Source organism: Streptomyces carminius (assembly GCF_002794255.1).
Taxonomy (GTDB): domain Bacteria; phylum Actinomycetota; class Actinomycetes; order Streptomycetales; family Streptomycetaceae; genus Streptomyces; species Streptomyces carminius.
In genome coordinates this window covers 129,094-148,778 of the sequence record NZ_PGGW01000058.1, presented here as the reverse complement: position 1 = coordinate 148,778, position 19,685 = coordinate 129,094, and the positions used below count along the sequence as shown (strand labels likewise).

Annotated in this window: 17 protein-coding genes, 1 tRNA gene and 3 pseudogenes; 12 read left to right on the top strand and 9 right to left on the bottom strand. The window is 72.7% G+C overall.

Going from position 1 to position 19,685, the window contains the following annotated elements; genetic code table 11:
- The first annotated feature begins 141 nt into the window (after positions 1–141).
- The 4 genes from tmk (at position 142) to CUT44_RS17820 (ending at position 6,614) form a co-directional block, all read left to right on the top strand.
- Positions 142–3,351 carry a dTMP kinase gene (gene tmk / locus CUT44_RS17835; protein ID WP_100202875.1) on the top strand — a complete coding sequence of 1,070 codons (3,210 nt, stop codon included), beginning with the start codon at positions 142–144 and terminating at the stop codon, positions 3,349–3,351.
- A 143-nt stretch (positions 3,352–3,494) separates the two neighbouring features.
- Positions 3,495–4,727, top strand: coding sequence for a DNA polymerase III subunit delta' (locus CUT44_RS17830; protein WP_100202874.1), 1,233 nt, complete (start codon positions 3,495–3,497; stop codon positions 4,725–4,727).
- Positions 4,728–4,788: 61 nt separating this feature from the next.
- A complete protein-coding gene (locus tag CUT44_RS17825; protein WP_100202873.1) occupies positions 4,789–6,417 on the top strand; it encodes an alpha/beta hydrolase in 1,629 nt (542 codons plus the stop codon).
- A gap of 123 nt (positions 6,418–6,540) precedes the next feature.
- A tRNA-Thr gene (locus CUT44_RS17820) sits at positions 6,541–6,614 on the top strand.
- 113 nt (positions 6,615–6,727) lie between these two features.
- Here the strand turns inward: CUT44_RS17820 and CUT44_RS17815 are convergent.
- The gene (locus tag CUT44_RS17815) at positions 6,728–7,120 is read right to left on the bottom strand and encodes a type II toxin-antitoxin system VapC family toxin (RefSeq protein WP_100202872.1); all 393 of its coding nucleotides are present in this window, start codon (positions 7,118–7,120) and stop codon (positions 6,728–6,730) included.
- Entirely contained in the window at positions 7,120–7,371 is a 252-nt protein-coding gene (locus CUT44_RS17810; RefSeq protein WP_100202871.1) for a hypothetical protein, read from the bottom strand. Before CUT44_RS17810 ends, CUT44_RS17815 begins: the two co-directional genes overlap by 1 nt.
- Positions 7,372–7,472: 101 nt before the next feature.
- Between CUT44_RS17810 and CUT44_RS17805 the strand changes: the two genes are divergently transcribed.
- Together CUT44_RS17805 and CUT44_RS32800 are read left to right on the top strand one after the other, a co-directional pair.
- Complete coding sequence (locus CUT44_RS17805; RefSeq protein WP_199185741.1) at positions 7,473–8,300, top strand: DUF429 domain-containing protein; 828 nt, start codon at positions 7,473–7,475, stop codon at positions 8,298–8,300.
- A gap of 724 nt (positions 8,301–9,024) precedes the next feature.
- Positions 9,025–9,582, top strand: a complete 558-nt coding sequence (locus tag CUT44_RS32800; protein WP_146252253.1) for a hypothetical protein — start codon at positions 9,025–9,027, stop codon at positions 9,580–9,582.
- A gap of 41 nt (positions 9,583–9,623) precedes the next feature.
- Here CUT44_RS32800 and CUT44_RS17795 read toward each other — a convergent pair.
- From CUT44_RS17795 to CUT44_RS17785, 3 genes and pseudogenes are all read right to left on the bottom strand, one after another.
- A pseudogene (locus CUT44_RS17795) lies at positions 9,624–10,036 on the bottom strand (NUDIX hydrolase).
- A pseudogene (locus CUT44_RS34890) lies at positions 10,033–10,493 on the bottom strand (hypothetical protein). The pseudogenes CUT44_RS17795 and CUT44_RS34890 overlap by 4 nt, the downstream one beginning before the upstream one ends.
- A gap of 324 nt (positions 10,494–10,817) precedes the next feature.
- Entirely contained in the window at positions 10,818–11,051 is a 234-nt protein-coding gene (locus tag CUT44_RS17785) for a hypothetical protein (protein ID WP_100202869.1), read from the bottom strand.
- Positions 11,052–12,289: 1,238 nt separating this feature from the next.
- Between CUT44_RS17785 and CUT44_RS17780 the strand changes: the two genes are divergently transcribed.
- The 3 genes from CUT44_RS17780 to CUT44_RS33570 all read left to right on the top strand — a co-directional run bounded on the left by CUT44_RS17780 (position 12,290) and on the right by CUT44_RS33570 (position 14,501).
- A complete protein-coding gene (locus tag CUT44_RS17780) occupies positions 12,290–13,798 on the top strand; it encodes an amidohydrolase family protein (RefSeq protein ID WP_100202868.1) in 1,509 nt (502 codons plus the stop codon).
- Between the two features lie 129 nt (positions 13,799–13,927).
- Entirely contained in the window at positions 13,928–14,284 is a 357-nt protein-coding gene (locus tag CUT44_RS17775) for a PRC-barrel domain-containing protein (RefSeq protein ID WP_100202867.1), read from the top strand.
- 46 nt (positions 14,285–14,330) lie between these two features.
- The gene (locus tag CUT44_RS33570; RefSeq protein WP_199185740.1) at positions 14,331–14,501 is read left to right on the top strand and encodes a hypothetical protein; all 171 of its coding nucleotides are present in this window, start codon (positions 14,331–14,333) and stop codon (positions 14,499–14,501) included.
- A gap of 101 nt (positions 14,502–14,602) precedes the next feature.
- Here CUT44_RS33570 and CUT44_RS17770 read toward each other — a convergent pair whose 3' ends face one another.
- Positions 14,603–15,040 carry a DUF2267 domain-containing protein gene (locus CUT44_RS17770; RefSeq protein WP_100202866.1) on the bottom strand — a complete coding sequence of 146 codons (438 nt, stop codon included), beginning with the start codon at positions 15,038–15,040 and terminating at the stop codon, positions 14,603–14,605.
- 331 nt (positions 15,041–15,371) lie between these two features.
- Between CUT44_RS17770 and CUT44_RS17765 the strand changes: the two genes are divergently transcribed.
- On the top strand, positions 15,372–16,043 hold the full coding sequence (locus CUT44_RS17765) for a lytic polysaccharide monooxygenase auxiliary activity family 9 protein (protein WP_100202865.1): 672 nt from the start codon (positions 15,372–15,374) through the stop codon (positions 16,041–16,043).
- A gap of 172 nt (positions 16,044–16,215) precedes the next feature.
- On the opposite strand, the gene CUT44_RS34735 is transcribed toward CUT44_RS17765, so the two are convergent.
- The 3 genes and pseudogenes from CUT44_RS34735 to CUT44_RS17750 all read right to left on the bottom strand — a co-directional run bounded on the left by CUT44_RS34735 (position 16,216) and on the right by CUT44_RS17750 (position 17,682).
- Positions 16,216–16,425, bottom strand: a complete 210-nt coding sequence (locus CUT44_RS34735; RefSeq protein WP_332888273.1) for a SpoIIE family protein phosphatase — start codon at positions 16,423–16,425, stop codon at positions 16,216–16,218.
- A gap of 107 nt (positions 16,426–16,532) precedes the next feature.
- Positions 16,533–16,736, bottom strand: a pseudogene (locus CUT44_RS34730) (hypothetical protein); the annotation flags it as partial.
- Positions 16,737–16,770: 34 nt separating this feature from the next.
- Positions 16,771–17,682, bottom strand: a complete 912-nt coding sequence (locus CUT44_RS17750) for a recombinase family protein (protein WP_100202863.1) — start codon at positions 17,680–17,682, stop codon at positions 16,771–16,773.
- A 288-nt stretch (positions 17,683–17,970) separates the two neighbouring features.
- Between CUT44_RS17750 and CUT44_RS17745 the strand changes: the two genes are divergently transcribed.
- Positions 17,971–18,885 (top strand): NADP-dependent oxidoreductase, encoded by a 915-nt coding sequence (locus CUT44_RS17745; protein WP_100202862.1) that lies wholly within the window; start codon positions 17,971–17,973, stop codon positions 18,883–18,885.
- A 37-nt stretch (positions 18,886–18,922) separates the two neighbouring features.
- The gene (locus CUT44_RS17740; protein ID WP_100202861.1) at positions 18,923–19,402 is read left to right on the top strand and encodes a MarR family winged helix-turn-helix transcriptional regulator; all 480 of its coding nucleotides are present in this window, start codon (positions 18,923–18,925) and stop codon (positions 19,400–19,402) included.
- The last annotated feature ends 283 nt before the right edge of the window (positions 19,403–19,685 follow it).

Here is a 19,685-nt window from a genome sequence, read left to right as displayed (position 1 = left end):
GGACCGCCGCTCGGGACGCCGCCCGAGGACGCCGCCCGGGAGGCCGCGCCCCGCCCCCGTCCCGCAGCGGCTCCGAAACGACACCGTCCACCTGTTCGGCCGTACCGTCACTCCGCCGCCGCGGCCCGCTAGGCTGGCGGGATGACGCGAGCAGAGCAGCCACCGGTCGTGACCTCCACCTCCGACGCCCTGGCCGCCGACTCCCGCGAGCGCGCCGTACGGGCCCTGCTGGGGCATGCCCCGCTCAAACGGCTGTGGGGCGCACAGCTCACCGGTGGGGTCGGTGACATCCTCGCCCTGCTCGTCCTGGTGCTCCTCGTGCTCCAGGCGGCCTTTACCGTGCCCGCCGGCGGCGGTGAGCCGCTCCTCGGCGGCGGCTACCGCGGGGCGGCCCTGGCCGTGGCCGCCGTCCTCGGTGCCCGGCTGCTGGCCACCCTGCTGTTCGGCGCCGTCCTGCTGGGCCCGCTGTCCTCCCTGACCGCGGACTCCTCCGGCGCCCTCGACCGCCGCTGGACCATGATCGGCGCGGGCGGCGTACGGCTCGCGCTGATGATCGTCGCACCGCTGTGGGTCGACTGGACGCCCGACCAGGCTTTCGCGTTCCTGCTGGTCACCGCCTTCCTGCTGGGGGTCGCCGAACGCTTCCACACGGTGGCCAAGGACAGCGCGGCCCCCACGCTGCTGCCCGCGCCGCCGCCCGAGGGCGCCGCCGTACGCCCCCTGCCGGACCACCACGACGCCCTGCGCCGGCTGTGGCTGCGCACGGGCTTCGCCGCCGTGCCGCTGGCCGGCGCGGCCCTGGTGGCGGTCGCCCTGGTGAGCAACCTGCTGGCCACGGTCGTCGACTGGTTCGGCACCCACCAGGCGGCGCTGGCCTCGTACGCCGCCGCCGGACTGTTCGCCGCCTCGGTGAGCCTGCTGTACTTCCTCCGTCTCCCGGCCGGCGACACCCCGCGCCCCCGCTCCCCGCTGGAGGGTCTGCGCCGGCCCAGGACCGGCGGTGCGGACCGGACGGCGCGCAGCAAGGCAGGCCAGACGGACAAGGCAGGCCAGACGGGCAAGGCGGACGAGGCGGGTGAGGCGGCGAAGGGCGCCGACCGGACGGTGGACCGGGGCCGCACCGGCGCCGCCCCGCTGCTCGTCCTGGCCTGCGCCTGCCTCGCCGCCGCGATCGCCGCGGCCGTGGCGCTGGCCGCCCTGCACACCGCCGACCTCGGCGGCGGCCCGGTCGCCTTCGGCCTGTCCGTCCTGGCGCTGACCGGCGGCACCGCCGCCGGTGTCCGCCGGGCGCCGCGCGTCCTGCCCGCCCTGTCCCGGCGCCGGCTGCTGGCCCTGGCCACGGGCCTGACCGGGCTGGCCCTGCTCGCCGCCGGGCTCACCCCCGACCTGACGACCGTGCTGCTGCTGGCCCTGCTCGCGGGCCTGGCCGCCGGGGTCGCCGCGAACACCGGACACACCCTGCTGGACGAGGAGACCGAGGAGCCCCGCCGCGCCCGGACGACCGACCACCTCCACGCGGTCGTACGGCTCTCCATCGCGCTCGCCGCCCTCGCCGCGCCCGTGCTGGCCGCCCTCATAGGGCCGCACCGGGTGGAAAACGGCGACTTCGTCCTCGCGCACGGCGGCGCCGCCTTCGCCATGATGCTGGTGGGCGCGCTGCTGCTGCCGGTGGCTGCCCTCGTCCTGGTCCGTCTGGACGACCGGCAGGGCGTACCGCTGCGGCGCGACCTGCGCGACGCGTTCACCGGCGGCACCGAGCCGCGTCCGGCGCCCGCGCCGAACGGCTTCTTCATCGCCGTGGAGGGCGGCGACGGAGCGGGCAAGTCCACCCAGGTGGAGGCGCTGGCCGAGTGGATCCAGGCCAAGGGCCACGAGGTGGTGGTCACTCGCGAGCCGGGCGCCACCCCGATCGGCAAGCGGCTGCGCGCGATCCTGCTGGACGTCTCCTCGGCCGGCCTGTCGCACCGTGCCGAGACCCTGCTGTACGCCGCCGACCGGGCCGAGCACGTCGAGTCGGTCCTCCGGCCCGCCCTGGAGCGCGGTGCCGTCGTCATCTCCGACCGCTACGTGGACTCCTCCGTCGCCTACCAGGGCGCGGGCCGCGATCTGTCGCCCACCGAGGTCGCCCGGATCTCCCGCTGGGCCACCGGCGGGCTCGTCCCGCACCTGACGGTGCTGCTGGACATCTCGCCGGAGACCGCCCGCGAGCGGTTCACCGAGGCGCCCGACCGGCTGGAGTCGGAGTCCGCCGAGTTCCACCGGAAGGTCCGCGCCGGTTTCCTGGCGCTGGCCGCCGCCGACCCGACGCGCTACCTGGTGGTGGACGCCGGGCAGGAGCCCGAGGCGGTCACCACCGTCGTACGGCACCGGCTCGACCAGACGCTGCCGCTCTCCGAGGCCGAGATCGCCGCCCGCGAGGAGGCCCGCCGCAAGGCCGAGGAGGAGGCCCGCAGGCGCGCGGAGGAGGAAGCGGCGCGCAAGGCCGAGGAGGAGCGCCTGGCGCGTGAGCGGGAGGAGCGTCTGGCCCGGCTGCGCGCCGAGGAGGAGGAGCGCAGGAAGCGCGAGGAGGAGGAAGCCCGCCGCCGCGAGGAGCTGCGCCAGGCCGAGGAGGCCCGCCGCCGCGCCGAGGAGGCCCGCCGGCAGGCGGAGGAGGAGCGCAGGCGCCGCGAGGCGGAGGAGCGGACCCGCCGTGAGGAGGCGGAACGCCGCCGCCGGCAGGCCGAGGAGGAGGCCCGGCTGCGGGCCGAGGCCGAGGAACGCCGCCGGGAGAAGCAGCGCAAGGCCGAGGAGGCGCTGCTGCGCGCCGAGGAGGCCCGCCGCCGGGCCGAGGAGGAGCAGCGGCGAGCACAGCCCGAACAGTCCGGGCACTCGCTGCGCACGACCGAGGAGGCGGACGCCGCGGGCGCCGCCGGTGCCGCCGGCCCGGGTGCCGACCCCGATGCCGAGACCAGGATGCTGCCGCAGATCCCGGCGGAGGGCCCGGCGGGGAAGCCGGCGGAGGACGAGACGGTCGTCATACCGCGGGCCCGGCCCGCCGGCCCGCCGCCGTCCCGCGACCCCGACGCGGACGAGACCGCCGTACTGCCCCAGGTCCAGCCGCCCGCGCCGCCCGCGTCCGCCGCCCCCGGGCCGGACGAGGCGGAGCGCACCAGGGAGCTGCCCCAGGTCGACGAGGAGGGCCGCCCCCGGCGCCGCCCCGAATGGGCGGAGGAGACACCGCTGGACGACCTGCCCACCCTCGCCGACGAACTGCTCGGCCCCCAGCAGGCGCTGACCGGCGACGACACCGCGGACCCGGACGGCCCCGCCGGCGAGGACGGGCGCGGCGGACGCCGGGGCCGCCGCGGCTGAGAGCCGGCCGCCGGGCACGGTCCGCCGCACCGGCCTGTCAGCCGGGCACGGCACAATGGGCCGGGCCGGGACGGACCCGCCGGGACGGGCCCGGACAGCGGGACGACAGGACACCGGAACACCGGGAGGAGGGGCACCGGACCATGACCGTATGGGAGGACCTCGTCGGGCAGGACGGGGTCACCGAGCAGCTCGTCGCCGCCGCCCGTGACGCCGACGCGTACGTCACCGCCGCCTCCTCCGGCGGTGCCGCCGCCTCCGGCGGAGCGGGGACCGCCGCGCTGCCCGGTTCGGCGATGACGCACGCCTGGCTGTTCACCGGGCCGCCCGGCTCCGGCCGGGCCACCGCCGCCCGCGCCTTCGCCGCCGCCCTGCAGTGCGTCAGCCCCGACCGGGCGCTGGGCGGCGCCCCCGGCTGCGGCTTCTGCGACGGCTGCCACACGGCCCTGGTCGGTACGCACGCCGATGTCGAGGTCGTCCGCACCGACCAGCTCAGCATCGGCGCCGACACCACCCGCGAGCTGGTGCGCCGCACCCAGCTCTCCCCGTCGGGCGGCCGCTGGCAGGTCATCGTCCTGGAGGAGGCCGACCGGCTCACCGAGAGCGCGGGGAACGTCCTGCTCAAGGCCGTCGAGGAGCCCGCCCCCCGCACGGTGTGGCTGCTGTGCGCCTCCTCCGTCGACGACGTCCTGCCCACGATCCGCTCCCGCTGCCGTCTGCTGGTGCTGCGCACCCCGCCGGTGGCCGCCGTCGCCGACCTGCTGATCCGCCGCGACGGCATCGAGCCGGAGACGGCCGCCACCGCCGCCCGCGCCACCCAGGGACACATCGACCGGGCCCGCCGGCTGGCCACCGACGAACGGGCCCGTGCCCGCCGCGCCGCCGTACTGCGGCTCCCCGTCCGCATCGAGCAGCTCGGCGACGCGCTGAAGGCCGCCCAGGAGCTGATCGACGCGGCCGGCACGGACGCCAGGGAGGCCGTCGAGGAGGTGGACGCCAGGGAGACGGAGGAGATGCGCGCCGCGCTCGGCGCGTCCGAGGGCGGCCGGCTGCCGCGCGGTACGGCGGGGGTGATGAAGGATCTGGAGACCCGTCAGAAGCGCCGGGCCACCCGGGCCCAGCGCGACTCCCTCGACCTCGCCCTGGTCGATCTCACCTCCTTCTACCGCGACGTCCTGGCCCGGCAGTTCGGCTCTCCGGTCGCCCTCGCCAACGAGGACGTCCGCGACGCGGTGGAGCGCGTCGCCGCCACCACCCGGCCGGAGCAGACGCTGCGCCGCGTGGAGGCCGTCCTGCGGTGCCGCCGCGCCATCGACCGCAACGTGGCGCCGCTGCTCGCCGTGGAGGCGATGGCGGTGACCCTGCGGACGGGCTGAACCGGCCGCCTGGGCGGAGAGGCGCCCTGCCGCGCCGCTCCGGCCCGTATACGCTCCGGACATGGACACCAGGCGTCTGCTCCGTACCGGCGGCGTCGCGCTCGCGACCGCCGCGCTGCTGCTGTCGGGCTGCTCCGGCTCGGACGGCGACGGCCCCGGGGAGCCCGGAGAGGAGAAGCGGCGCGGTCCGGGCGTCTCCGAACCGCCCGCGCGGTCCCCGGGCGACGACCGCGCGGCCCCGACCGCCGCGCCGCTGGAGCCGCTGCCGGAGGAGATCCCGGCGGAGCTGAAGCCGTACTACGGGCAGAAGCCGGACTGGAAGGACTGCGGAGTCTCCGGCTTCCAGTGCGCGAAGCTGCGGGTGCCCCTGGACTACGCGGCGCCGGACGCGGACGAGGACCTGGAGCTGGCCGTCACCCGCAAGAAGGCCACCGGCCCGGGCGAACGCCTGGGCACCCTGCACGTCAACCCGGGCGGCCCCGGCGGCTCCGCCGTCGACTACGTCCAGCTCGCGGCGGGCGTCGGCTATCCGGCCCCGGTGCGCGCCCGGTATGACATCGTCGGCATGGACCCGCGCGGCGTGGCCCGCAGTGAGCCCGTCGAGTGCCTGGCCGACGAGGAGATGGACGCCTACACGCAGACCGACGTCACACCGGACGACCAGGGCGAGACCGAGGAACTGGTCGAGGCGTTCAAGAAGTTCGCCGAGGGCTGCGAGAAGCGCGCGGGCGAGCTGCTGGGCCATGTCTCCACCGCCGAGGCCGCCCGCGACCTGGACGTCCTGCGCGCGGCACTCGGCGACGACAGGCTCACCTACGTCGGCGCCTCCTACGGCACCTACCTCGGCGCCACCTACGCCGGACTCTTCCCCTCCCGGGTCGGCCGTCTCGTCCTGGACGGCGCCATGGACCCCTCGCTCACCTCCGAGGAGCTCAACCGCGACCAGACCGCGGGCTTCGACACCGCCCTCACCGCCTTCCTGGCCGACTGCGTGGAGCGGCGGGACTGCCCGCTGGGCACCGAGGACCCCGAGGACGCGGGCCGGAAGCTGGGCGACTTCCTGAAGCGCCTGGACAGCCGGCCGCTGGAGACCGGCCAGGAACGCGAGCTGACCGAGTCGCTGGGCACGATCGGCGTGCTGAACGCCATGTACACCGAGTACTACTGGCCGAAGCTGCGCTCGGCGCTCACCTCCGCCCTGGACGGCGACGGCGCGGAACTGCTGGCGCTGGCCGACGACTACTACGAGCGGGACCCGGACGGCTCCTACGGCAACATCATGTACGCCAACGCCGCGGTGAACTGCATCGACCTCCCGCCGCCCTTCAGCAGCCCGGCCGAGGCCAAACGGGCCGTGGCGGACTTCCGGGAGGCATCCCCGGTCTTCGGCCGCAGCTTCGCCTGGTCCGCCCTGAACTGCACCTACTGGGAACCGCGGCCCACCGGCGAACCCCACCGCATCGAGGCGGAGGGCGCCGCCCCGATCCTGGTCCTGGGCACCACCCGAGACCCGGCCACCCCGTACAAGTGGGCCGAGGGCCTGGCCGCACAGCTCTCCTCGGCGACCCTGCTGACGTACGAGGGCGACGGCCACACCGCGTACGTGCGCGGCAGCGACTGCGTCGACTCGGCGGTCAACGCCTACCTGCTGCGCGGCAAGGTCCCCGAGAAGGGCGCGAAGTGCACCTGACCCCGGCGTCCCCGCCCCGGGTCCCGCTCCCGGGCGCCCTCGCCGCCCCGGCGCGAACCCGGTACGGGGCACCCCCGGGCACTGTGTAGACTTGAGCCCGCCGCGGCCCGGCCGCGAGCGTTCGCCGCCTTAGCTCAGTCGGCCAGAGCGACGCACTCGTAATGCGTAGGTCAAGGGTTCGATTCCCTTAGGCGGCTCCGCCCCTCACCAGGGGAGACGGTTCGAACAGAAGGCCCCCGTGATCCTCACGGGGGCCTTCTGTATCTGCTCGGCGTCGTACGTGAGCGGGCGTGCGCGCGATCCGCATGCATCAGGCTTTGACGATCTCGATGGCGGGTCCGCAGAGCAGGCTGATGTCCTCGGGGTCGGAGGTGAGGACGGTGACCGGTCCCGGCGCGGAGCGCGCGATGGCCGCGAGGACGGCGTCGATGGCGTACTTATGGCCTCTGAGGCGGTGGCCACGCAGCAGTGCAGCCGCTTGGCCGGTGACGTCCTTGGTGACGTCATGGACGTCGATCCGGGAGAGCACCCACCGGATGCGAGCGGGGTGGATGCGCTCGTAGTCCGCCTCGAGAGTGGTCATGGCGGTCGTGGCGACCCGGACGCCTTCTTCCGAGGCCGCCTGGACGAGGGCCAGGACGGTGCGGTCCTTGAGGTAGAGCTTGGACAGCCCCTCGCTGTCGAGGAAGAGCGTGCCGGGCATCAGGCCGCAGCACCGCCTGAGTTACGCCGGTCGTGGCGCAGCATGGCACGGGCCGCTTCGATCTCCTCGCGGGACAGCGGTTCGTTGTCGGTCTCGAAGTCGGTGACGATCTCGCGGAGCTTGTCCATGGCCACGCGCTGTTCCAGCGCCTCGGCCACATAGGCGGAGAAGCCGCCGGGGCCCACATGAGTGCGTACGGACTCGGCGAGATCTTCGGGAAGACTGATGGAGTATTTTTTGCTACTACTCATGGTCCTGATCCTACCGAAGGTAGTAACGGTTCTCGGGGTGCGGAACAGGAGGCATTCGGGCAGGCCACGGAAGGGAACTCCTCGTGCAGGTGACTCCTGTGATGAAGCAGGCCTCCGACGTAGTGGAGGGTGACGCCATGGTGACGGTGGGGGTCGACCTGGCCGGGCGTACCGGGACCACGGGCATGTGCCGCGTGACGTGGGGCCGGCGGCCTGTGGTCGAACTGCTTCCCGCGAAGCTCGACAACGACCTGTTGGCAGCGATGCGGTCCGCGGACAAGACGGGACTGGACTCGCCCCTGGGCTGGCCGGTCGACTTCATCTCCCTGCTCGTCGCGCACCGGGCCGGTGCCGAGCTACCGGCGCTTGCCGACCACGCGACGTGCGCCGACGGTCGTCCCGGGCTCGGCAACACCTTTACTCATCGGCTGACCGATGACGTGGCGTGGAAGCGCACCGGGGCAGGCAGACGGCGTCCGCTGTCGGTGTCGGCCGACAAGCTCGGTGTCGTCGCCATCCGTGCGGCCGGCCTGCTGGCTCGGCTGGCCGAGGGCGGTCCGGCGATACCGCGTGACGGTTCGGGCCCAGTCGTCGAGGTCTACCCGGCGTTCGCGCTGATCCAGTGGGGACTCGCTCCGGATGGGACCTACAAGGGCAAGGGTGCCACGGCTGCGCGGGCCCGGATTCTTGCCGGTCTTGAGGACGGCCTGGACCTGGACCTGTCCGACCGGGTTCGTGGCCGGTGTGTGGCCAGTGACCATGATCTGGACGCCCTGATCTCGGCGGTCGTCGCGCGGGCCGCAGCGTGTGGGATGACCCATGTGCCGGCCACCGAGGAGGAACAATCCGGGGCCGAGGTCGAGGGCTGGATACACCTCCCCCGACGGGACCTTCCGCTCACCGCTGTGCGGGACGGAGTGGTTCTCTGACCCCTCGCCAATCCGGCCGCTGTTCCACCACGCCGTCGGACCCCGGGATCCCGGGAGGCTTGTCGACCCCATGGGACCACGTGGAGCTGGGCGTGGCCATGGGGATCCTCGACTTCGGCCGCGCCACAAAGCTCTCCGGCTCCCGCGAACACCCCGGCGATCTCCTCCGGGCGGCCGGGCGCTCACCGGCCCGGGCCGTCACCGTTCACCGGTCCATGTTCCCGCCGGCCGGTCGGCCCCGGAGCCGGGCGTCCCCTCAGCCCTTGACGACGCCCAGCGGCACCAGGCTGGAGACCAGGTGGGCCAGGCCCGCCCCCTGGGCGCGCACATCAACCTCACCTCCGCCGATAGAGGAAGGCCGAGTCATCCGCCGCGTTGTCGGCCACGGCCGGCGGAGTTCCTGATGCGTGCCGGTGGCGCCCGGACGTGGTGGTCAGGTATGCAGCCTCATATCTCCAACTCGACACCCGTCGGCGGTAGTCGTGCCTACGCTGGGCCTGCTGCGTCCGAAGGGTCCGAATCCGTCCGAGCTTTCAGGCTCTCTTCGCATGAAGGGAACGCTTTGACTACCTCCTACACGGAGAAGGGAAGATGCCGGCTCTGCGGCGGTGCCATACGGATAGACCGACGCACGGGAAAGGTACTCGCTCATCCCCGCGTTGATCGGCGAGTCGGGCAGTGCCCGGAGTCCGCGAAGCAGCGTTATCAGCCTGGAGTGCCCCAGATGCCGCTCTACAAGATCGGTCCCTCTGACAACTCGCATTCCACGCCACGGCGTCCCCGCAGCACGATCCAGGAGGTGCCTGTGCCGAGACCATCGTGGATCCCGCTGTGGGACGACGCCGATGCCCCCATCGTCACCCTCCCGGCCAAGGGGCGCACCGGTTACTGGATCCCCAAGCACGGCTGGCAGAAGCACGAGCGGTTCGTGCACACCTACGTACACAGCCGAGCCAGGCCGGAGTGGGAACGGAACAACGGCTCCTGGGCTGTGGCCACGGACCATTTCATCGAACTCACTGGCGCTCTTGTGCAGCGGCACGGTCGCATCCTGCTCGGCCGGGAGTTCAACCGTTCCGAGAAGTGCAACCCACGCTGTATGAATGCGATCGGCTATGTATGCACCTGTTCATGCCGAGCACGCAACCACGGCGGTGGCAGATGGATGAGCGGATGGCGAGTCGCAGACGAGACCACCCTGGTGATCGACGGGCGTTCGTGGAGCTGGACCCTCTTGGAGAAGATCCCCTCAGGGACTGCTCGCCTGTGGCCCACTCCATGACAGGGTGACGCCACGCTCTCCTGAGTGCGGCCCGAGGCCGTTCAGGAAAGCAGAGCCGCGTCAAGGTATTCCTGCACCGGCTCGAGCAGCCCGTACGGCACGTACTGCGGGATCTCGTCACGGGCGATCCAGGCGAGCTCGGCCGGTTCCTCGGTGTCCGCGACGTGGGAGGTGCCGCCCACCACCTCGCAGGCCGTGTACGACATCAGCCGGCCCGTCTTCGGGGGGATCCGCTCGCCGAGCGGTTTCACGGCGGCCACGTCCAGGCCGGTCTCCTCCTGGGTCTCCCGCCAGCGGCGTCCTCGCGGGACTCGCCGGGCTCGACCTCTCCGGCCGGGAACTGCCAGGAGAGCTGTCCCTCGCTGACCCGGCGGCGCACCATGAGCACGTGTCCCTCGTGTACCACGATGGCAGTGGCGATGCCCGGCCGCTCGTCCGTGTTCCGCTGCGTCACGTCTGCTCCTCCAGGACGGCCAGGACGGGCGAAGATCGTATTGACGGGGATGAAGCGGGTCACCGAGTCTCTGGGGGACCCACATGACGTCGATGTTCTCGGCTGCGTCGTCATCTCTTCGGTACACCAGCAGGACGTCACTGTCACGGATGACCACGGCGATGGCCACGCGGAGTGCCTGCGCGCCGACGGGTGTCGACCTCGCTGATGTCCGGCCCTTCGCCAACAGGAGCGCGAAACGCTGCCGTGCCGCGTCGGAAGCCTGCTCGTGAGCGGTGTCGAGGAGCTGCTGCATCTCCCCGTGGGGCACGACGTTCTCGTCGGCGTGCCAGGCGGCCATGGCCCGCACGCCGATGCCCAGTCCCGCGGCGAACTGCTCGTTGCCGAGACGGACGGCAGCGCACCGAGGCCGCTGAGCCTGTCGCTCCTGACTCTCACGGACAGACGCCGAGTCGATCAGCCGGTACCAGAGAACGATCGCTGCGGTGCACGGACCCGCGGGTTCTGGCCGACGGTCTGCCCATCATCACGGTTACTGTTCGTCACCATCGGAAGTGGACAGAGCGGAACATTCTACAGTTCCGCCGGATGAGTTGAGGATGGCCGAATCATGCGGTCGCGGAATTCGGGAATACCACCTTGAACCAGGCCGCCTCAGGCCGGTCGCTTCGGGTGTGGGCTGAAGGCCGTGGCCCTGCCCGGGAGGAGAGCCCCTTGCCCGTAGCCGCTCGGCATGCGGGCAAGGTGGCTGATGTCCTCGCGGTTCACGACGGGGTACAGGTCACCGCAGGGTCATGGCGAGTACGGCTGTGATCAGGGGCACGAGGAGCGCCATGCCCATCAGGGTCACGGTCAGCGGTGCGGTGAGCCTTGGGTGGCGCAGCACCACGTAGAACAGGAAGGCGCCGATGGTGAGGAGCACCAGCACGCCCAGCAGGGTCAGGATCGGCACGACGGCTGTCGCGTCCACCATCACCGGCTGGGGCTGCGGGTCGGTCGGGGGCAGTTCGGACATGAGCGTCCTTCGGGATCAGGCATGCACCGGGCATGCGGTGTACGAAGCGCCGGGCGCGCCGCCTCTTTGCGGGAGGTGGGGCCGGACAGCGGCCACAGTGCGGGAGGAGGCACTTAGCGCCGCAAGTCCGGGCGGCAGGCGCCTCGCGACACCACGGAAGATCCGTGCTCGCGCATCCTGGCCTGCGGTTTCGTTGAGATGCGGGTACTGGGAGCGGCGCCCGTACACCATGGAGGGGTAAGCCCCGCAACCCCCGGCGGACGCCGGTTCCGGCAGCCGACCGGTGGCAGGTCGGGGAGGGACGTCCGTGCCCGGGCGGAGGAGGTGCGCGGGGTAGTCCTGCGGGACGGCGGGCCGGGTGGCCGGTCTGTGGAGGTCGCGGTCCGCGCAGTCGGCAACGCCGTGCGGGCCGGGCCGTGGCCACGCGTCCGTGGTCCGGGCAGACTGGTGCGCGGCCGGTTCCCCGGGGACGCGGAAGTACGCCGCGTCCGAGTAGCAGTGCGCAGCCTGCGCGTTCGGAGCCCTCTCCGTGATCTGCCGCTACGTCCGGAGCCTTCCTGACGGACGGGTGCCCCATGGGGAGCCCTGGCACCATCGGGGACGCACCGGGGACAGCGGGGCCCGCCGGGGACGTACCGGGGACGGGCGGTCCGGGAGCGGTCGGGAGTGCCCGGGACCGGAGGGGACCGGCCGGGGGAGAACAACCGCAGGTCAGCGGCCCGAGAGGTGATTCCCGAGGCTCCGCCGCAGGTCAGCCCGTGATCACCGTTCGGTACCTGTTACTGCTCGTAATGCGTAGGTCAAGGGTTCGATTCCCTTAGGCGGCTCACTCCGGGAAGGGCCCAGGTCACGTCTGTGACCTGGGTCCTTCCTCGTTGTCTGATCCTGCGGCGGCGCCGGGCGCGGGCCGCCTCGGTGGGGCTGCGGTCCCGGTTCTGGTCTCGTTCTGCGGCCGGAGAGCGTCACCCAAGGCGTTGGTCTCCGCCGGGGGCGGAGGGTGCCGCCCGTGACCGATTCCGGGTGGGTCCGGGGAAGGCGTTGTTCCCGTGTCCGCCTGATCCTCCTATTCTCGCGGGCCGGTGAAAGGAAGGAGCCGGCCGCGCCCGTGCACGCGCCCTCACCCCGGTGCGGCCGTACCGGGCGGCAGCGGCCGGCAACCGGAACGCCGAGAACGCGAGAACGCGAGAACGCCGGGAACGCCGGGAACGCGAGAACGCCGAGAAGGGGAGAGCCCGACCATGGCCACGGACACCACCCCCGCCGCGGGCCCGCCGGACTTCGCCCCCGGCCGTCCCGTCGTCTTCCGCCGTGCCACGGTGCTGGCCGTGGACACCGGCGCGGTGGTCGAGGACGGCGACGTACTGGTCACCGGGGGCCGTATCGAGGCGGTCGGCCGTGAGCTGGCCGTTCCCGCCGGGACGGCAGAGATCGACGCCGCCGGCGGCATCCTGCTGCCCGGCATGGTCGACACCCACCGCCACATGTACCAGACGGCGCTGCGCGGCATCGGCGCGGACTGGACCCTCGGCCAGTACTTCGCCTTCTGCTACCTGAACTGGGGAGAGGTGTTCCGGCCCAGGGACATCCACGCCGGCAACCTCCTGGCCGCCGTCGAGGCGCTCGACGCGGGGGTGACCACCGTCCTGGACTGGTCGCACGGCCTGCGGACCCCGGAGCACGCCGACGCCGCCGTGGACGCGCTCCGGGCCGTGCCCGGCCGCCACGTCCTCGCGTACGGCAACCTGCTCGGCGCCCCCTGGGAGTGGGCCACCGGCACCGACTTCAGGACCTTCGCGGAGCGCCGGTTCACCCCGGGGGACGACATGCTGGGTCTCCAGCTGGCCTTCGACGTCACCGGTGACCCGGCCTTCCCCGAGCGGGCGGCGTTCGAGGCGGCGCGTGAGCTGGGGCTGCGCGTCACGACCCACGCCGGGGTGTGGGGCGCCACCGACGACGACAGCATCCGGCTGATGTGGGAGCACGGCTGCATGACCCCCGCGGTGACCTATGTGCACGCCGCGTCGCTGTCCCCGGACTCCTGCCGGCGCATCGCGGACACCGGCGGCACCGCCTCGGTCGCCGCCGAGAGCGAGCTCAACGCGGGCCAGGGGTACCCGCCGACCCGGCGGCTGCACGAGTACGGGATACCGGTGTCCCTGTCCACGGACTCCGCCATGTGGGGGAGCGCGGACCTGTTCGCCGCCATGCGCGCCACCCTGAACGCCGACCGGGGCAGGGCGCACCTGGCGGCCCACGAACGCGGTGAGACCGTGTCCCACCACCGGCTGCGCGCCGAGGACGTCGTGCGGTGGGCCACCCTGGGGGGCGCGCGGACCCTCGGCCTTGACTCCGTGACCGGCAGCGTCACCCCCGGCCGGAAGGCGGACCTCGTCCTGGTGAAGAACGACCGGTCACCCGTCATGTCCCCGGTCGTCCACCCCTACGGGCACATCGTGCTCCAGGCGGGCCGCGGTGACGTGCACACCGTCATGGTCGACGGCCGGGTCGTCAAGTACGGGCACCTGCTGCTCGGTGGCCTCCGCGACCGTCTGGCCGCCGCCCGTTCGGCCGCCGCGGAGACCGTCGAGCACGTTCGCGCCGCCATGGGCGAGAGGGAGTGGCGGACCGTCCGCGAGCCCGCGCTCCCGGCCGGGGCGGGGGGCTCCGGCCCGTACACCTACGCCTCCCGGGAAGGCCGGGACGGCCGTGACGGCGGGGGCGGTGACGGCGGCGGGCCGGAGGTGTAGCGGACCGGTGCCGCCCCGTGCCATCGAGCGGCGAATACCGGGAACGTTCTGTACGGGAGGGAGGCCGCAGCCGCGGCACGGCCCCCCGGGAGACCCGTACCGACCGACGACCCGTGCAGGGAGCAGAGCATGATCCAGACAGCTGACATCCGCGAGTGGCGCAACCGTGACGTCATCGACCCGGAAGGGCACAAGATAGGCGAGCTGGAGGCGGTCTACGTGGACACGGCGACCGACGCGCCCGCCATGGCCACCGTTCGCACCGGGCTGCCCACCCGTCACCGCCTGGTGTTCGTCCCCGTCGGCGAGGCGGTCGCCGGGCCGGACTACGTACGGGTGCCGTACGACAAGGCGCTGGTGAAGAAGGCTCCGGCCATCGGCACGGACGACGTGCTGCCCGCCGAGCAGGAGGAGTCGGTCTTCCGGCACTACGACCTGGCCTACCAGCCGGGCGTCGGCGGCGAGCGGCGGCTGGCCCGCCGCTGACCGTCCGCTCCCGACCGGTGCGAAACACGAAAGGGGGGCTCACCGCATGGCGCTCTTCCTGTTCCTCGTCCTTGTGGCCGTCGTCCTGGGAATCGTCGGGGTGGTGGTGGAGACCCTGGGTTACCTGCTGGCCGTCGGCATCGCGGTCCTGGTGGCCGCCTTCGTCCTGCTCGCCGTACGGCTGGCCCTGCGCTCCCGCCGACGCCCGGTCCGCTGAGGGACGCTTCCCGGGCCGTCCCCGCCCCGGGTGGGTGGTCTCCCGGGGCGGGAGCGCGGCTCGTCCCGGAGCGTCCTCCCGCACCTCTCGCGGCGGGGGCGTCAGGCCGAGACGGGGGCCGGTTCGAAGAGGGTGCGGACGCCGTGCGGCAACTGCTCCATCGCCCGGTCCAGCTGACCGGGCGAGAGGCGCCCGCGCACGGTGTCGGTGACCGCGGGGACGATCCGGGGGACCGCCTCGGTGCTGACCATGGCTTCCTGCGCGAAGCGGTTCACGAAGGCCGTGCGGTCGTACTTGACCGGCACGCTGCTCGGGACCCAGCCGTCGTAGTAGACCCCGCGCAGCAGTTCGGGGAGCTGGGCGGCGAAATTGGCCGCGGCGTCGACGGTGAGCCGGTCGCGGAGGGTGTGCAGCCAGGTGCGCAGGACCCGGTGGGCGAGGTGGCGGTCCTCGGTCTCCAGGGCTTCCGACACCGCCTTCAACCAGATGTTCGCCGTGTGGATGACGTGCTCGAACTCGGCTGTGTGCGTGGCGGACATGGGACTTCCCCTTACGGAGGGATACGGGGGACGGGCGGGGGCAACGGACTGTTCGCGGATTTCTTCGCCCTGGTTCCAGGGTATTGCGGGTGGGGCCGACCGGCAGCCGGAGCGGGCGCGGACGCCGGGGACACCGAGCGCGGCCCGGCCGGGGCAGCCCGGTGCCGTGTGGAGCCGAGCGAGCCCCCTTATTGGTTTCTGTCGAATTGTCATCGAATGTGTTTTGGTCGGATGGCCGGGGGGATAACGCGGCCAAAGTGCCTGGGAGCGCTCCCGGCAACTCCCGGTGCTTCAAGCAGGGAGTCCTCGATCCCCGAAAGGCGAAGAATCCATGCCTTATTGTCATGAGCATGATTTAAGAGGGCGCTGGACGCTCCGGGTCCTCGCGCTGCTGTCCGCCGTGCTCGTCGGTCTGGTCCCGTGGGCCGACCCGGCCGCCGCCCACGGTTCGGTCATCGACCCCGCCTCCCGCAACTACGGCTGCTGGCTGCGCTGGGGAAGCGACTTCCAGAATCCGGCCATGCAGCGGGAGGACCCCATGTGCTGGCAGGCCTGGCAGGACGACACCAACGCCATGTGGAACTGGAACGGCCTGTACCGCGAGAACGTCGGCGGCGACCACCGGGCGTTCATCCCCGACGGACAGCTGTGCAGCGCCGGCCTCACCGGGGACGGCCGCTACCGGTCCATGGACAACCCGGGCCCGTGGCGGACCACGGACGTCGGCGAGGACTTCACGGTGCACCTGCGCGACCAGGCCCTGCACGGTGCCGACTACCTGCGGGTCTACGTCACCCGGCAGGGCTTCGACCCCACCACCCGGCGGCTGGGCTGGGGCGATCTGGAGCTGCTCGGGACGACCGGGCGGTACGCCCCCGCCTCGGACCTTCTGGTCGACGTCAGCGCCCCCGGCCGAACCGGGCACCACATCGTGTACACGATCTGGAAGGCGTCCCACGCCGACCAGGTGTACTACATCTGCAGCGACGTGAACTTCTCCTGAGGCGCCGGGACCGGACGCCGCACGGACGGACCCGCCGGCACCGGGCCCGTCCGCGCGGCGGAGGCGCGGCACGGCCGGCGGGCCGTGCCGCCCGCCGGGACGGGCCGCCGGGACGCGGACGCGCCGGTGGCGGTGCGGCGGCTCCGCTCCGCCACCCCCTGCTCCCGCGGTGTCAGTCCGGGTGGGCGGCGCGCTCCGGAACGCGCGGCACGAGGACGGCCGGGTCGTCGTGGCCGCCGCCGGTGTGCCGGTGGGCGAGGACGCGGCACAGCGCGTCCGGCGGCGGCGCGGCGTGGTCGGCGGCCACCCGGGCGAGTGCCGCCATCGTCTCGTCGAGCGGGTGCCGGGGGTGCTCCACCAGCCCGTCGGTGAAGAGGACCACCGAGGCCCCGTCCGGCAGGGGGTGGGTGTGGTCGGGCCGGGGCGGAGGCCGGGATCGACGCCGAGCGGTACGCCGGGTTCGGCGTGCAGGTACTCCGCCCGCCGGTCCGGGGTGGCCACCAGGGGCGGCGGGTGCCCCGCGCTGCTCCAGCGCAGACGCCAGGCGGTCGCGTCGTCCGTCCCGCCCGGTTCGGCACGGGCCGGGCAGGCGGTGGTGACGGGGCTGTCGGCGATCGCCTCCAGGGTGCGGTCGAGCTGGGTGAGGACCGGGCTGGACGGGGTGCGCCGGTCGTACACGGCCTCGGGGAACATCGGTACAGCGGTGACGCCAAGCCGGTGATCTCGGTCAGACTGGGGCTCCGAGGGTGCTGACGCGGTTCTCGTACTCGCGGCGGGCCTTGCGCCGGGCGGGGATCGCCCCGGCGCCGTCGAGTACCTGGCAGCGGGCGAGGAGTTGGAGGTGGACCGCGGGAACGGCGGTGACGCGGAGGGTGTAGCCCGTGCCGCGTCGCACGGCCTGGCCGTGGTCGAGCGCGGCCCGCCCGGCGTCGTCCGGCTCGGTGGTACGGAGAAAGTCCGCGACCTTGCCGGGCATGTCGAGGGTGATGGGGAGCTCCGGGGCCGGGGCGGGTTCGTCGTCGGCGACGTGCTCGGGCAGGAGGTCGGCGACGGCGGTGCGCACGGCGCCGCGGCCAACGCTGTGCTCGCGGGCCAGGGCGGCGACGGACTGGCCCTCCAGGTGTGCGGTGCGCACGTCGGCGACCGTCTCGTCCGCCAGGGCGGGACGGCGTCCGCCCTTGTTGTCCTTGGCCTCGGTGGCCCGCAGTCCGTCGTACGTCAGCTCCCGTTGGAGGTCGCGCTGGAGGTCGCCGGCGGCGGCGAGGGTCTGCACCATGAACTTCACGGTGGACGGCAGCTGGCCGGTGCGCGGGTGGCGTGCGGTGAGGTCCATGCCGGAGAACACGCCGTCGTGGATGCGCGGGGCGAGACGGTCGCGGTGCGGGACGTCGAGCACGTCGAGGATGTGTCCGGTGCCGCGTACGAGGCGGAACATCTCGGAGACGTGCACGGTGTCGCCCGGCCGTGCGTAGGTGAGCAGGCCGCCAAACTTCGGGTGCTCAAGCGGGTGGAGACGGCTGGAGGTTCCAGCCTCCTCGAAGACGACCGAGTCCTCGATCCCGGCCTCGGCCAGGACGAGGTTCTGGCGGGCGGTCGACTGCTGGTCGGTCGACCCCCGCTTGTAGACGAGATTGGCCACGCTGTCCCTCGCTTCCGCCCCTCATCGGACCTCGGTCCTCGGTGTCGTCTGCCTCTGCCGTCAACCGCTATCGGATCCCGTTGGAGCTGAGCCGTCGCCGGGCCCCGGAAAGTCCCGGTTCATCGGACGTGCGCCCGGCCTGTCGTCATTCGATCGTTTGACGACGGACGGGCTCGCCCCTGGAAGCTCCTCGACCAATAACTTGGCCAGCCACGTAATCAGTGCTACTTTTATGTGGCTGGCCACTAAATTTGGTCGGTGCGGCATCCCACTTCAAGGAGAGCTGTCATGAAGGCCATAGTTTTCGACACGTTCGGTGGCACCGAGGTCCTGCACGAGGCGGAGATCGACATCCCCCAGCCCGGCCCCGGTCAGGTCCGTGTGCGTGTCCGGGCTGTCGGTGTCAACCCGGTGGACGGCAAGATCCGTTCCGGCGGTATGGAGGCCATCTTCCCCACCACCCTCCCCGCCGTGCCCGGCGGCGAGATCGCTGGAGTGGTCGACGCCGTCGGTGAGGGCGTCGACCACCTCAAGGCCGGAGACGAGGTCCTCGGCTGGTCCGACACCGGCTCCTACGCCCAATACGCCCTGGCCTCCGCGGCCGTCCTCGCGCCCAAGCCCGCCGGTCTGGACTGGGCGCACGCCGCCGCCCTGCCCGTGGCGACCGACGGCGCCGAGCGCGTCCTGGACCTGCTCGGTGTCACCTCCGGTGAGACGCTGCTGATCCACGGTGCCTCCGGGGCGCTGGGCACCATCGCCGTCCAACTGGCCGTCGCACGCGGCGCCCGCGTCATCGGCACCGCGGGCCCGGCCAACCAGGAGTACGTCACCTCCCTCGGCGCCACCGCGCTGGTCTACGGCGACAACCTGGTCGAGCGGGTCCGTGCGCTTGCCCCCGAAGGGGTGGACGCTGTCTTCGACGCCGCGGGCAAGGGTGCGCTGGAGGACTCCATCACTCTGCGCGGCGGCACGGACCGGATCGTCACCACTGCCGACTTCCGCGCCGCTGAGCTCGGCGTCGTCTTCGCCGAGGGGCCCCAGCGCCGCTCCGCCGCCCGCCTCGCCGAGCTGGCCCAGCAGGCCGCCGACGGCACCCTGGTCACCACGATCAGCGCCACCTACCCCCTCGCCGAAGCGGCCAAGGCCCAGCAGGCCAGCGACGCCGGCCACAACCGCGGCAAGATCGTCCTCACCGTCAACTAGTCCGCCAGCCCACTTGCTGTGTGATGAGGGAGCAGCCATGTCAGACCCCACCTCGTCGGAGCTTCCGAACACGGCGGAAGCGGGGCCGTTGAGCTACGCCATCTTCCAGCTCGCCCGCACCCACCGCGCCCATGCCGCCGGCATGCTGCGCGCCATGAACCTGCACCCGGGGCAGGAGCTGCTGCTCATGCAGCTCTTCGACCACGATGGCCGGACCCAGGCGGAACTGCTGGAGCGGGCCGGTCTCGACCACTCCACCGTTTCCAAGTCCCTGCGCCGTATGCAGGAGGCCGGGCTGCTCACCCGGGAGCCCGCCTCCCACGACCGGCGGGTCATGGTGGTCCACCTCACCGACGCCGGGCGTGCTCTCCAAGAGCCCATCGCCGACATGTGGCGGACCCTGGAACAGGTTTCCGTGCGCGACCTGACCCCTGACCAGATCCAGGCATTCACCACATGCGCGCGCATCATCGAGAAGTCGCTCAGGGACCACAGCCGACAGCCACCTGGCGAGTAAGCGGGCACGGAGAGCCGGCTGACTTGTCGACACCATCCGTGTCCTGTGTGGAGCTAGGGCTGCCCTCGCTCCACACGGGCCCAGGAGGACATGCTTCGACTCCGCCCATGATCGGCGTATCAGCGCGGCGGGAACGCACGAACACGCACGTGGGGCCTCTACGGTCCCGTCGGCGCTACGCGGGCGCGGCCCCGTGCCCGGACCGGCGCGCAGAGATGACTCGCAGGCCGACGACGCAGCAGATGCTCCCCTTTTTCTTCCATCTTTGTGACAGCAGGGAGAT

Coding starts and splice junctions, on each gene's coding strand:
- tmk (WP_100202875.1), top strand. CDS start 142: ATGACGCGAGCAGAGCAGCCACCGGTCGTGACCTCCACCTCCGACGCC.
- CUT44_RS17830 (WP_100202874.1), top strand. CDS start 3,495: ATGACCGTATGGGAGGACCTCGTCGGGCAGGACGGGGTCACCGAGCAG.
- CUT44_RS17825 (WP_100202873.1), top strand. CDS start 4,789: ATGGACACCAGGCGTCTGCTCCGTACCGGCGGCGTCGCGCTCGCGACC.
- CUT44_RS17815 (WP_100202872.1), bottom strand. CDS start 7,120: ATGCCCGGCACGCTCTTCCTCGACAGCGAGGGGCTGTCCAAGCTCTAC.
- CUT44_RS17810 (WP_100202871.1), bottom strand. CDS start 7,371: ATGAGTAGTAGCAAAAAATACTCCATCAGTCTTCCCGAAGATCTCGCC.
- CUT44_RS17805 (WP_199185741.1), top strand. CDS start 7,473: ATGAAGCAGGCCTCCGACGTAGTGGAGGGTGACGCCATGGTGACGGTG.
- CUT44_RS32800 (WP_146252253.1), top strand. CDS start 9,025: ATGCCGCTCTACAAGATCGGTCCCTCTGACAACTCGCATTCCACGCCA.
- CUT44_RS17785 (WP_100202869.1), bottom strand. CDS start 11,051: ATGTCCGAACTGCCCCCGACCGACCCGCAGCCCCAGCCGGTGATGGTG.
- CUT44_RS17780 (WP_100202868.1), top strand. CDS start 12,290: ATGGCCACGGACACCACCCCCGCCGCGGGCCCGCCGGACTTCGCCCCC.
- CUT44_RS17775 (WP_100202867.1), top strand. CDS start 13,928: ATGATCCAGACAGCTGACATCCGCGAGTGGCGCAACCGTGACGTCATC.
- CUT44_RS33570 (WP_199185740.1), top strand. CDS start 14,331: ATGGCGCTCTTCCTGTTCCTCGTCCTTGTGGCCGTCGTCCTGGGAATC.
- CUT44_RS17770 (WP_100202866.1), bottom strand. CDS start 15,040: ATGTCCGCCACGCACACAGCCGAGTTCGAGCACGTCATCCACACGGCG.
- CUT44_RS17765 (WP_100202865.1), top strand. CDS start 15,372: ATGCCTTATTGTCATGAGCATGATTTAAGAGGGCGCTGGACGCTCCGG.
- CUT44_RS17745 (WP_100202862.1), top strand. CDS start 17,971: ATGAAGGCCATAGTTTTCGACACGTTCGGTGGCACCGAGGTCCTGCAC.
- CUT44_RS17740 (WP_100202861.1), top strand. CDS start 18,923: ATGTCAGACCCCACCTCGTCGGAGCTTCCGAACACGGCGGAAGCGGGG.